At 61.8% G+C, this 12,902-nt stretch carries 11 protein-coding genes; 5 read left to right on the top strand and 6 right to left on the bottom strand.

What is annotated here, in order from left to right:
- Positions 1-36 precede the first annotated feature (36 nt).
- The 4 genes from QRN54_RS16850 to QRN54_RS16865 form a co-directional block, all read right to left on the bottom strand.
- Positions 37-1,188, bottom strand: coding sequence for a thiolase family protein (locus QRN54_RS16850; RefSeq protein WP_045064296.1), 1,152 nt, complete (start codon positions 1,186-1,188; stop codon positions 37-39).
- Positions 1,185-1,562, bottom strand: a complete 378-nt coding sequence (locus tag QRN54_RS16855) for a Zn-ribbon domain-containing OB-fold protein (protein ID WP_083055939.1) — start codon at positions 1,560-1,562, stop codon at positions 1,185-1,187. The genes QRN54_RS16850 and QRN54_RS16855 overlap by 4 nt, the downstream gene beginning before the upstream one ends.
- A 31-nt stretch (positions 1,563-1,593) precedes the next feature.
- Positions 1,594-2,382, bottom strand: a complete 789-nt coding sequence (locus QRN54_RS16860) for an enoyl-CoA hydratase/isomerase family protein (RefSeq protein WP_031331690.1) — start codon at positions 2,380-2,382, stop codon at positions 1,594-1,596.
- Positions 2,383-2,484: 102 nt separating this feature from the next.
- Entirely contained in the window at positions 2,485-3,624 is a 1,140-nt protein-coding gene (locus QRN54_RS16865; protein WP_063315087.1) for an acyl-CoA dehydrogenase family protein, read from the bottom strand.
- Between the two features lie 95 nt (positions 3,625-3,719).
- Between QRN54_RS16865 and QRN54_RS16870 the strand changes: the two genes are divergently transcribed.
- The 4 genes from QRN54_RS16870 (at position 3,720) to QRN54_RS16885 (ending at position 8,108) form a co-directional block, all read left to right on the top strand.
- Entirely contained in the window at positions 3,720-4,100 is a 381-nt protein-coding gene (locus QRN54_RS16870; protein WP_063315086.1) for a nuclear transport factor 2 family protein, read from the top strand.
- Positions 4,100-4,474 carry a hypothetical protein gene (locus tag QRN54_RS16875; protein ID WP_021333780.1) on the top strand — a complete coding sequence of 125 codons (375 nt, stop codon included), beginning with the start codon at positions 4,100-4,102 and terminating at the stop codon, positions 4,472-4,474. Before QRN54_RS16870 ends, QRN54_RS16875 begins: the two co-directional genes overlap by 1 nt.
- 189 nt (positions 4,475-4,663) lie before the next feature.
- Entirely contained in the window at positions 4,664-5,875 is a 1,212-nt protein-coding gene (locus QRN54_RS16880; RefSeq protein WP_063315085.1) for an acetyl-CoA C-acetyltransferase, read from the top strand.
- A 55-nt stretch (positions 5,876-5,930) separates the two neighbouring features.
- Entirely contained in the window at positions 5,931-8,108 is a 2,178-nt protein-coding gene (locus QRN54_RS16885) for a 3-hydroxyacyl-CoA dehydrogenase NAD-binding domain-containing protein (RefSeq protein WP_083055943.1), read from the top strand.
- A 55-nt stretch (positions 8,109-8,163) separates the two neighbouring features.
- Here QRN54_RS16885 and QRN54_RS16890 read toward each other — a convergent pair whose 3' ends face one another.
- Positions 8,164-9,204 carry an ABC transporter substrate-binding protein gene (locus QRN54_RS16890; RefSeq protein WP_045066630.1) on the bottom strand — a complete coding sequence of 347 codons (1,041 nt, stop codon included), beginning with the start codon at positions 9,202-9,204 and terminating at the stop codon, positions 8,164-8,166.
- Positions 9,205-9,475: 271 nt separating this feature from the next.
- Between QRN54_RS16890 and QRN54_RS16895 the strand changes: the two genes are divergently transcribed.
- On the top strand, positions 9,476-11,410 hold the full coding sequence (locus tag QRN54_RS16895; protein WP_063315083.1) for an oxidoreductase: 1,935 nt from the start codon (positions 9,476-9,478) through the stop codon (positions 11,408-11,410).
- 94 nt (positions 11,411-11,504) lie between these two features.
- Here QRN54_RS16895 and QRN54_RS16900 read toward each other — a convergent pair whose 3' ends face one another.
- The gene (locus QRN54_RS16900; RefSeq protein WP_083055945.1) at positions 11,505-12,869 is read right to left on the bottom strand and encodes a lipase family protein; all 1,365 of its coding nucleotides are present in this window, start codon (positions 12,867-12,869) and stop codon (positions 11,505-11,507) included.
- Positions 12,870-12,902 lie beyond the last annotated feature (33 nt).

A 12,902-nucleotide genomic window follows, 5' to 3' on the forward strand; every position in this document is an offset into this window, starting at 1 on the left:
GGTGTCACTGATCTGCCCTCAGTCGTCTTCGCAAACTCATACGGACAATACGGTGCAGGCACTGATGCCCGGTGCGCCGTATACGTGGGTGAACCCGATCCGGGGAGTACCGGGAACCTGACGGGCACCCGCCTCACCGCGAAGTTGGGTGACTATCTCGTGCACCTGCCGCAGGCCCGACGCACCGATCGGCTCACCGTTGGCGATGCATCCACCGTCGGTGTTGATCGGAATACGGCCGCCAATCTCTGTCTCGCCGGCCGCAATCATCGATTCCTGTTCGCCGGGTTCACAGAAGCCGCACTCGGCCATGTGCATAATTTCGGCACCGCTCTCGGTGTCCTGCAGCTGAGCCACGTCGACTTCGCCGGGGGAGATGCCTGCCTGCTCGAAGGCTGCCCGCGCGGCGTCCGCACTGACACTGGTCGGTTCACCGTTACCTTGCACGGCCGGGCTGAAAACCTCGAAGGAGCCGAACCTTCGGGTGCGATGGGTGATTGCCCGAAGTGTGACCGCTCGCGCGGCGAGCGCTTTGGTTGCGCTCTCGCTGGCAACCACGATCGCGGCGGCGCCTTCTCCGGGTGAGCAGAACATGTAACGGGTGAGCGGGTCGTTGACCATGTCGGCTGTCGCGATGGTCTCGGCGGACATCGCCTCCCGGCGCCAGGCGTTCGGATTGAGAACGCCGTTTCGATAAGCCTTCTCGGCCACGCGGGCCAGGGTGTCGGCCGAGATGTTGTGCTGGCGCATATAGCGCGAGATCTTGGCTCCGAAGAATTGTGTGGTGACCATCAGACCGGCCTCGCCGTATCCGTCCGGCAGGCCCCATTCTTCCGGTCGGGGATCGAATGCCCCCCGTGGGTGCTTGTCGAAGCCGACCGCCAGTGCGATCTCGGCTGCACCCGAGCGAACTGCATTGACCGCCGAGAAGAGTGCGCTACCGCCGGTTGCGCAACCGTTCTTGACGTTGGTGAAAGGTATTCCGGTGAAACCGAGTTCGGCCACCAAGGTGTCGGCCAGCCCGGATCCGTCACTGCCGCCGAAGGCGACCTGGACGTCGGGCCATGAAAGTCCGGCATCATCGAGCGCAGCGCCGATCGCGGTGACGGCCATGGCACGCCCACTCACTCCCGGTTGCCGGCCGAACTTCGAGAGCCCGGCTCCGACGATCGAAATAGGCTGCGTCACTTGGTTGCTCCTTCCTTCGCGTCACGGTCGACGGCGAACCGGGGCACCGGTGAGGTGGCGACCAACGTCACCGGTGCCTGATCCAGTCCGTCGAAGTCTTCACAGTCGATGATTGCCTCGACCTTGATTCCTTCAGGGAGTTCGATGTAACCGACCGCGAAAGGAGTGAACCCTCCGGCGGGCGATACATACGGCGGCGATTTCGGAGGAAAACGTTGAATCGTATACGCCCACAGCACACCTCGGGTACTCAAATCGAGAGGTGCTGCCGTTGGCGTTGCGCACTTGCTGCATATGACGCCGGCCGGAAAGGCCACCGTGGCGCACACCGTGCACCGGCTGCCTTCGAGCACGATTGCTGTCTTCTCTGCCATGCCTACCCTTCAGGTCTCGGGGTGAATCAGATCAGCGGCCGACCCACACCGGATCACGCTTCTCGAGGAATGCGGTGACGCCTTCCTTGCCGTCTTCCGACTGCAGTGCGTTGCCGACGGCCAAGTGCTCCATGACCATGAGCGACTGGATGTCGGCGTCGAGGCCCTTGTCGATGCACATCTTGGTGAGCTTCATCATGAACGGGCTCTTGTCGGTCAGAGTCGCGGCGAAGTCTGCCACGGTCTGATCGAGCTGATCGGCCGGTGCCGAAGCATTGATCAGGTCGAATGCAGCGGCCTCGGTGCCCGAGAGCAGCTTGCCGGTGAGCATGAGCTCCTTGGTCTTGCGAACCCCGATCATGCGAGGAAGGCGGTAGATCGGGCCGGCGCCACCGAAGAGTGCGCGACGGATGTGGAAGTCGCCGATCTTGGCGTCATCCGATGCGATCGCGAAGTCGCACGAGATCATCAGTTCGAAACCACCTGCGGTGACGTAGCCTTCGAGGACTGCGATCGAGGGTGTGTTCATCGAGTAGAGACGGTCGCAGACCTTGGCCGAAAGCACGGCGACGTCCATCGCTGTGGTGCTGCCGATGAAGTCGGAGAGCAGCTCGTCCAGGTCGAAACCTGAGCAGAACGTGTTGTTGACGCCACGTAGCACCAGAACCTTGAGGTTCGGATCGTTGTCGACCTCGACAATGATCTCGTCGAGGCGGTGCAGCAGTTCAACGGTGACCGCGTTCTTCTTGTGCGGGCGGTTGAGCCAAACCCGTGCGATGTCTCCGTCTTTCTCCAACAGGATGTGGTCGGTCTCGATCATCATGAGCCTTTCGTGTGGATGTAAATTGAACTGGATTCACTTCAGTATGCAGATCGGGTGACGTCGCGTCAATACCCGGCGTCGGTGGCATTTTCCGAACAGTCAAATACCGATCAGTTCTGCGATGCGTGCGCGATGAGTGCGCGAATCGCCCTGTACTGCTTCGTTTCCCAATGCGCGGCGGAAATAGGAGTGTGCCGGGTGTTCCCATGTGAAGCCGACGCCGCCATGCAATTGCACGGCCTCGGCCGCGGCGTCGATGGCCGCGTCGGTGCAGACGGCGCCGGCCACCGCGATCGCCAATCGGGCAGTGCCCGGGGCCTCGTCGTATACGGCTGCGGCATATCTGCTTGCTGCTCGAGCGCGCTCGAGCAGCACGAGTACGTCGGCCAGTCGGTGCTTGACGGCTTGAAACGAGCCGATCGGGCGCCCGAATTGGTGTCGGGTTTTCACGTATTCGACGGTCATCTCGAGCAGGGCGTCGACAATTCCGGTGTTCTCGAAAGCGATTGCGAGCGTCCGTAAATCATGAATCCGAGTACAGACCCGGGCATAATCGTCGGCACCGACCACGGGAACTGCCGGCACTTCCGCTACGGTCAGGTCGGCCTGTCTGCGGGTGGGGTCGACGACTTCGCGCTCGCGCCAGTGCACCTGACCGGCTGTCTTAATTGCGAATATCTGCCGTCCGGCGGCGGTGTCGGCGGAGACGATGACGAGGTCGGCAGCAGCACCACCTACGACGGCCGAGACCTCACCGCTGAGCAGCCAGGAGGATTCACTTTCGACACCGCTGAGTCGATCGGTCGCGGCAGTCAGTGGACTGACGCTTGCCACCGAGGATCCCTCGAGGACGTTGACCAGTAGTTCGTCGACGGGATACGTGGCCGCCAATAGTGCCTGGGCGCCCAGGACCGCCGAGGAAAACACGGGCTCACAGGCCAGACTCCGACCGCACTCTTCGAGAATGATGCCGAGTTCGACCATGCCGTAACCCAGCCCGCCGCGATCTTCTGGCGCAGCGAGCGAAGTGACCGACATATTCTCGATCAATTGCTGCCAGAGGTCCGGCGAGTATCCCTCGGCCGTGTGCGAAGCCGACCGAGCCTGCTCTACGCCGCCGTGTTTCCCGAGCAGCGCTCGAATCGCATCACGAAGCTCCAACTGTTCGGGGCCAGGATTGAGAGCAGCGGGCTCGGAGAGTGGCCAGGGGGGCTCTACCTGGGAAGTAGACGATTTCATATCACTCCAATTGACTTGAGTTCAGTTTGGTTATGGATCGAGACTAGCGCGTCAGGGCCTCGACAAGAAGGGGTGAACCGAACTAAGTTCATCTCATGAGCTCAGTGATCGAAACCTATTACGCGACCGTGGACAGCGGTCGACTCGAAGATGCTGTGGCCTTGTTGGCCGAGAACGTGGAGTTCGCCATGGTCTTGCCCACCGGGGCTAACTACGGGAGTGGTCGTGCGTCAATGCTCGACTACCTGTCGGGTCGCCCTCCGGTGGATCGCAAACACAAGGTCCTGCGCGTTGCAGCCGAAGGAGATCTGCATTTCCTGCATGGGTCGGTGACTGAGAACGGGACCAAGACCACGGGCTATTTCGTCGGTGTCATGCACGTCGATTCCGCCGGTCTCGTCGATCGCTATCAGGTGACCTTCGACGCTGAGTTCAGTTTGATTCCCCCCGATTCGTCCGTCGAAGGAGTTCGCTGATGAGCGAGACCAACCAGACGCCAGTGCTCATCCAGTGGTTCGAGTACATGGATTCCGACGATCCGGACCGCGTGCTGACGATGATCAGCAAAGACTTCGTGATGTCCGTTCAGTTCTCGAAGGGTGATGGTCAGTCTGCCGAGTTCGTCGGCGATCGCGACGGTCTCGTCGCCTACCTGGCGCAACGCGAGAAGAGTGTTCTGATCCACCACATCGACGCCGGGGCATTCGTCGACGGTGTCGAGTTGTCACTCGGGCGCACCACTCGAGGCGGCGATTTCGAGGCTTCGTTCAACGCCACTGCGCAGCTCGACAGCGAGGGCAAGGTGCGGCGCCTACTGATCGCCCGCACCCCCGAACTGTCCTTCTCCTGATTCCAGCTCCATCCAGGCCGACCTCGGGTACAGCGCAGCCTTGCCGCGCTACCCGGGGACGCCGTAATTCTCCCGCGCTCTCGCACTCCTCCGCGATCTCTATCGCAGGCGCGCGCCGCCAATGCGGCCGGCGACTCTCACTCTTGTCCGGCCGAAACAACTGAGCCGTCATGACCAAAAGGAATCCCTGTGAGTGAACAAGCATTTATCTACGAGGCCATTCGCACGCCGAGAGGCAAGCTGCGAAAAGGCTCATTGAACAGTGTCAAGCCCGTCGACCTTGTAGTCGGGCTGATCCAGGAACTCGGAACCCGTTTTACCGCAATGGATCCCGCAGAAATCGACGACGTAGTACTGGGCGTCGTCTCCCCGGTGGGCGAGCAGGGTGCAGTCATCGCGCGCACCGCGGCCCTGCTCGCGGGATTGCCGGATTCGGTGCCAGGCACGCAGGTCAATCGCTTCTGTGCGTCAGGTCTCGAGGCCACAAACCTGGCGGCGCAGAAAGTTGCATCCGGTTGGGACGACCTGGTGATCGCCGGCGGCGTCGAGTCGATGTCGCGTGTCCCGATGGGTAGCGACGGCGGCGCCATCTTCACCGACCCGGCGACCGCATACGACCTGTACATCGCCCCGCAGGGGATCGGCGCCGACCTCATCGCCACGGTCGAAGGATTCACCCGCGAGGACATCGACGGTTACGCCGCACAGTCACAGGGGCGCGCGGAAAATGCTTGGAATGCAGGCTATTTCTCCAAATCCGTGGTTCCGGTGCGGGACTTCAACGGGGTCGTCCTGCTCGATCACGACGAGCATCGCCGTCCGGGAAGCACCGTCGAGAGTCTGGGCAAGCTCACACCGGCGTTCGAAAAACATGCGGCTACAACCGGTTTCGACGAGGTTGCGCTGCAGAAGTACGTCAACATAGAAAAGATCAACCACATCCACACCGGCGGTAACTCTTCGGGCATCGTCGACGGTGCCGCACTGGTACTCGTCGGCAGCGAAGCCGCGGGTAAGCGCGGCGGCCTGACGCCGCGCGGCCGCGTCGTGGCCACCGCCCAAACCGGTGGTGAACCGACGATCATGCTGACCGGACCTACTTCCGCCACCGAACTCGCTCTGAAGCGGGCCGGACTGACCGTGGACGACATCGACGTCTTCGAACTCAACGAGGCCTTTGCCTCCGTGGTCATGAAGTGGATGAAGGATCTGAAGATCCCGCACGAGAAGACCAACGTCAACGGCGGGGCCATCGCGATGGGCCACCCACTCGGCGCTACCGGAGCCATGCTGGTCGGCACCGTGCTCGACGAACTCGAACGTACCGGCGGACGCTACGGCCTGATCACGCTGTGCATCGGCGGCGGCATGGGTATAGCCACCGTCATCGAACGCGTCTGAGTCTGCACCCCGGTCCGCTCCTCCCTCTGTTGAAGAGAAAGAACATACAGAATCAATGACTGACAACATGATCGGCTGGGCGCTCGATACCGATGGCGTCCTCGTGCTCACGATGGACGACCCGAATCAGGGCGCCAACACGATGAACGCCCTGTACACGTCGTCAATGGCCGCGACAGTCGACCGACTCGAAGCCGAGAAGGACAGTTTCGTCGGCGTCGTGCTCACCTCGGCAAAGCGAACATTCTTTGCCGGTGGTGACCTCAGGGACATGCAGGCTTGGGGACCGCAGGCGAAGAACCCGGTTTCTGCCACCGAGGTCACCACCCACCTCAACGAACTCAAGAAGGTGCTGCGGCGACTCGAGGTGCTGGGCAAGCCCGTAGTGTCCGCCATCAACGGCGTCGCGCTCGGTGGCGGGCTGGAAATCGTGCTGCACACCCACCACCGCATCGCGGCCGACGTCAAGGGCAACCAACTCGGCTTACCCGAGGTCACCCTGGGTCTGTTGCCCGGCGGCGGCGGAATCTCCCGTGTCGTACGGCTGCTCGGCATCCAGGGGGCGCTGGCAAACGTGCTGCTGCAGGGCCCGCGTTTGAGCCCGACACGCGCGCTGGAGTTGGGCCTGATCGACCAGGTCGTTGGTTCGGTGGCGGAATTGCTACCGGCGGCCAAGGCTTGGATTCACGACCACGCCGATGCCATACAGCCTTGGGACACCAAAGGATTCAAGATTCCCGGCGGCGGACCGGCTGACGTGAAGATGGCCCAGGTCCTACCGGTTATCCCGAGTCTCCTGCGTAAGCAACTCAAGGGTGCACCGATGCCGGCACCACGCGCGATCATGGCTGCCGCGATCGAAGGCGCGTACGTCGACATCGACACTGCCGACGAGATCGAGACCCGCTACTTCGTCTCGCTCGTGACCGGCCAAGTGGCCCAGAACATGATCAACGCCTTCTTCTTCGACCTGCAGGCGATCAACGGTGGAGCGTCAAGGCCAGACGGCTACGACAAGTTCACCGCTAAGAAGGTGGGTGTCATCGGAGCCGGAATGATGGGTGCCGCAATCGCATACGTCTCCGCCCAGGCCGGAATCGACGTGGTGCTCAAGGACGTTTCGCTCGACGCAGCGGCGAAAGGCAAGCAGTACGCGGTAGCGCTGGAGGCCAAAGCGCTCGCGCGTGGCAAGACCACGGCGGAGAAGTCCGAACAACTCCTCGCCCGAATCACACCGACCACCTACGCCGCCGATTTCGCGGGCGTCGACCTGGTAATCGAAGCCGCATTTGAATCGGTCGAAGTCAAACACCAGGTGTTCCAGGAGATCGAGAACATCGTCGAACCCGAAGCGGTGCTCGGCTCCAACACCTCCACCCTGCCGATCACCATCCTGGCCGAAGGTGTCGCGCGCTCGGAAGACTTCATCGGAATCCACTTTTTCTCCCCGGTGGACAAGATGCCCCTGGTCGAGATCATCAAAGGCGCCAAGACGTCGGATGCTGTGTTGGCCAGGGTCATCGACTACACCCAGCAGATCCGTAAGACCCCCATCGTGGTCAATGACAGTCGTGGCTTCTTCACCTCGCGCGTCATCGGCAAGTTCCTCGACGAGGCGATGGCCGCCGTCGGCGAGGGCATAAACCCCACGTTCATCGAGCAAGCAGGCGCACAGGCCGGATACCCGGCACCGCCACTGCAGCTCATGGACGAACTGACACTCACACTGCCGCAGAAGATCCGCAAGGAAACCGAGCGGGCATTGCTCGCCGCAGGCGAGACCGTTCCATTCCACGGTTCCAACGCCGTCATGGATCGGATGGTCGGTGAACTCGAGCGCACCGGACGATCCGGCGGCGGCGGTTTCTACTCGTACGACGAGAGCGGCAAGCGCGTCGGCATCTGGCCAGGTCTGCGTGAAGCGTTCAAGTCAGGGTCCACGGAAATTCCGTTCGAGGACATGAAGGAACGAATGCTGTTCGCTGAAGCGCTCGAGACCGTGCGCTGCTTCGACGAGGGCGTGCTGGAATCGGTCGCGGACGCTAACATCGGCTCGATCTACGGTATCGGCTTTCCAGCCTGGACCGGCGGCGTGATCCAGTACATCAACCAGTACGACGGCGGGCTGCCAGGTTTCGTCGACCGCGCCCGAGATCTGGCGTCGAAGTACGGCAGTCATTTCGAACCACCGCAGTCGTTGGTCGAGAAGGCCGAGGTGGGTGAAAAGTACTGAAGTAGTAAAGCACTGAGGTGGCCCGCCTCGATCCGAGGCGGGCCAGATCGCACCACTAACGTTGAAAGCTCCGCTCCCATTCTTCTTGGAACTTGCCGGTCAGCTCGGGAGTGAGCGCAGCGGTGTCCGGTAGAGGGATATCCTGCGCACGTCCGACCGAACCCGAGATGTCCGGCAGAGCACTACCGTATCCGTACGAGAGTGCCTTCTGCCCTGCTTCTGTGACCATGAAGTTGGCCAGTACCTGCGCGGCATTCGGATGCGGCGCGGACGCAAGTACCAAGGAATACCACGGCGTTCCCCAAGCCGGCTCCGGCAGTACCCAGTCCACCGGGGCACCTGTCGCCATCTCCCGCACCAGCGGTTGCACCATCGGGGTTGCGGCAATCTCACCCGAGCTCAATGCTTGGGCGATACCCAGCGAACTCGGGTAGATTCGAGGATTCAGGGCCGCGAGCCGTTCGTTGAAATCGCCGTTGCCCCAATTCTTTTCGAAGAACTGGTACTCGTCGACCACGGCCGCGAATCCGCCGGGGTTCACAACCCCGATCTTCCCCTTCAGTGCGGGATCAAGCAGGTCGTCCGGTGATCGAAGCCCCTGGGGCAGAGCGTCGGTGTTCCAACCGAGCGCGAATATAGCCGCGCTGGTCAGGAAGAACTGGTCGTCGATCACACTTCGAGCGCGATCGTATATCGGATTGTCGAAGGCTGGGCCGACAATCGCCGTCGAGAAGTCGCCGGTTGCGGCGGCATTTTTGATCCAGGACGGATCCGAGGACATGTGAACGTCGCCTACGCCCTTGCCAGTTCGATTCTCGGTTTCGATTCGAGGGTTCATCTCGACATCGGTGCCGCGCGTAACTTCCAAGGTGATCTGCGGATACTGCTGCGCAAATGCAACCCGCAGTGCCTCGAGGTTTGCCGGATGCTGGGTGGAGTAAAGCCGCACGGAACCTTCGGCTGTGGCCGCGGCGACGACGTCGTCCCAACTGCCGGAGGCCAGCGTTGCCATGGTCTCGTTACTGCTGCACGCGGCCGCCACCATCAGCGTGGCGGCCGCAGTCACCGCTATGACCGACCGGGGAAAGATCTTCATGGACGTGCCCTTCTGGCGCTCGTATGTCATAGGTATTTTCCGGAGATCTCGTTGTCGAACCGCGAAAGATATTCGAGAACAAGCAAATTCAGCATTCATTCGAGATGACCTGAACTCGGTTTAGCTGACGACGGCAGTATGCCATGATGTGGCTCACGTCACAATAGTTGGGTGCGTGCAGGTTTTCGATGCCGCCATTGTTGGCTAAACTGAATTCAATACAGTTAGAGTAGGATCGCCATGTCAGTAGTTGCGAGCTGGGAGAGCACTCATGGGTAACGAATTCCCCCACCTATTTTCACCGTTCGCAGTCGGTGGCATGACCATCAAGAATCGATTGGTGGCCTTGCCTGCCGGTACGAGCATGGCCGAAAACGGTGTCCCCACACACGGGGACACCGAACATTTCCAGCGACTCGCGGCCGGTGGAGTAGGTCTGATCATCGGCGGTGCCACCGTGGTGCACCCGACCACGACGCTGCGCTCACGAAAGCTCGTCGAGGCGTACATCGACGAATTCGTTCCGGCCACAGCCGCGAAAGTCGAAGTGATACACCGTCACGGCGCGAAGTTCATCGGTCAGTTGTGTCACCTCGGCCGCGAATTCATCGGCGGCGAATCGGATGCGCCGCCGTCGGCCCCGTCCCCGATAAAGACACCGCGCGATGCCTACCCCCCTCACGAACTCACGATTACAGAGATCGAAGACATTATCGAAGGCTGGCGCATCTCGACCGCGAATCTTGTCAAGGCAGGCGCAGACGGCGCGGAAATCCATGCCGCGCACGGTTATCTGCCTGCTCAGTTCATGTCCCCCTTGACCAACCAGCGAACCGACAGCTTCGGTGGATCGTTCGAGAATCGAATGCGTTTCCCCCGCTTGGTGATCGAGGCAATGCGCTCCGTCATGCCGACCGGATTCGCCCTCGGCGTGCGACTGAGCGGTGAAGAGGAAATCCCCGGTGGAATGCGGATCGATGACTGCGTGCGCATCGCCGAGAATATGACCGAACTCGGGGTCGATTACTTCTCCATCACGCACGGCACCCGCGGGAAATATGTCAAGGACTCCACCAACGAGGACGCTGTCGCAATTCCGTCCGCGTCAAAGGTGCGAGCTGCCACCGGAATTCCCACTCTCGTTGGCCAGCGTATTCGCGACGCCGCCACCGCCGATCACGCGATCAAGTCCGGTTACGTCGACATGGTGGGGATGGCACGGGCGCTCATCGCCGATCCTGACTTGCCCATCAAGTCGCAGACCGGCCGCCTCGACGAGATCCGTGGCTGTCTCGGTATCAATCAGGATTGCCGTGCCTTCGACCCGCATCTCCATTGCGCGGTCAACGCCGAAGTCGGGCGCGGTCGGCATCCGGGTGTTGGTGTCGTCTCCCCGCGCACCAAGGAAGTATTTGTCATCGGCGGCGGGCCGGCCGGACTCGAGGCAGCGCGCGTCGCCGCAGGGCGCGGGCACCGTGTCACACTGTTCGAGCGGAACACCATTCTCGGCGGCGCTGTCCGCGTGGCCGCGGCTGCGCCGCATCGCGCCACCTTGGTCGATATCATCGATTACCTTGGGCGAGAACTCAAACGGCTCAAAGTCGATGTCAACCTCGGTGCCGAAATCGACGCCGACGACCTTGCCGACATCCACTCGTCAGCTGACCACGTCATCGTGGCCACCGGATCGCGGCCGGCCGAACTACCGATCGAACTGTCGGGTCGAGCAGCAGCCACGGTCGACGACGTCTTGTCCGGTCGAGTACCGGAGGTGGCAAGTCGACGCGCAGTGGTATTCGACGAGGGTGACGGATTCTGGCCCGCATACAGCGCCGCCGAAGCGCTCGCCGGCCGGGGCTGGCACGTCACCTTTGCCACCCCGCTTTCTGCATTGGTCTCGCGGATTCCGGCCGAGAGTGCAGGCCCACTTCTCGGCCGGCTCGGTGACGGCGGCGTGGAGTTCAAGATTTGCCACACACTCGTGGTTCCGGAAGATTCCGCGTTGCCACTGATTCTGCGGCCCGTGTTCGGCGGTGGTGACATAACGATTTACGACGCGTTGGCCGTCTGGCACAAACCGCGGATTCCGATGTCGAATCTTGGTCTCGTTGCCGGAGAGTCCGTCAGCGTCATCGGTGACTGCGTCGCGCCCCGTCGGATCAGTCACGCTGTCGCAGAGGGATATCGTGTCGGCGCAGAACTCTAAGTGCGATTTACGGGCCCTGCGATAACGCGGTCCATGCAGTTGAGTTCGATAGCGCACCAGGACGACAAAGGTATCTGTTGGCGGGATCGCTTCGCTAGCGCGCCGCATGTTCCTGCGGCGCAAGAGAGTTCCCCGGTGCAATGTTCGCGCAGTTGGACGGAGCAGGCTTGCCGGTGAATCGGTCGTCGATCCAGGTGAGCGCACCGGGGAGCCAGAGCATGGCGCCGAGGAAGTGGCTGATGGTGTCGTACTGGTCGTACTGAATCGGCAGGCCGGCGTCGCAATACTTGCGTGCGAGTGTACGGACGTCGCCCGTGATCATGACGCCGTCGCCTGCTCCGACGCCGGGGCCACCGGGTTGGGTGCCCTCGATAGTGCCGTTGGCTGCCTGGGCGATGAACATCGGAATCGTCGGTGTGGCTGCGGTGCCCATGTTGATCTTGTTCACGACATCGACGTACTCGGGAACCGTATTGGGATCGGCGTACTCGGGCTTGACCAGTTCCTGCCAGGTCAGACCGGGGTACTGTGCCAGCACATTGCCGATGGACGCGTCTTCGAGTCGAGCCATGACGTCGCGTCCACGGTCACTGAGATACTTTCCGAAATCGATGTCGTACGAACGCGCAACGCCGACGATAGCCATGCCGACGACGCCGCCCCACCCGATGCTTCCGCTCGCGTAGCGAAGGTTGTTAGCCGGATTGACCAGCACGCCGCCCTGCGCGGCACCGATCAAGTTGTCGTTGATCTCCGGTGCGTACGCGGGAGCGAGGATCGAAGCCCAGTTGGTGGCGATCGCTCCGCCGGAGTAACCCATCAGCGCGATCTCTGCGTCGTCGGTGATTCCGGTTTCCGGGACATCGCGGGCCGCACGCAGAGCGTCGAGCGTCATCATCCCGTATTCGGGTCCGGCAGCGAAGTTTGCATCCGGGCCTTCGGTGTCCGGGACGACGATCGTGTAGCCGAGGGCGAAGAGCGGCCCGAACAAGGCTGCCTCGATGGACGTGAAGGTTCCGCCGACGTTGAAATTGCGCCCACTCGGCGTCCAATCTCCGATCGGGGTGTTGCCCGCGATGGCCCGCGACGGACTGTCGTCGGGGTTCAGTGAATCGTAAAAGGATTGGTACGAAACAACTTTATCCGGTTGAGCGTTGGCCGGGCGCAGGATCGAGGTGACGTTGGCCGACGGCTGACCGAGGGCGTCGGTTGATCGGTAGAGAACCTGCACTGCCTGTATCGGGGTCGGGATGTTGAGCACGGTGTACGGCACGGTGCGAGTCTCGAGGACCGCGCCTGGAGCGTACGACGAGAGAGGCGCCGCGCCCTCGTAGCTGTAGAAACTGTCATCAGGGGACTGGGCAAGAGCCGGCTGCGCGAGTGCTGCCGGTGCACCGACGCCTGTCAGTGCAACCGCGAGTACTCCGACAACTGTGCGAGATAAGACCCTTGACGACATACTCGTCCTCCACATTGGTGTGCCACGCCCCAC

This window comes from Rhodococcus sp. MEB032 (genome assembly GCF_030208925.1).
Taxonomy (GTDB): Bacteria; Actinomycetota; Actinomycetes; order Mycobacteriales; family Mycobacteriaceae; genus Rhodococcus_F; species Rhodococcus_F qingshengii.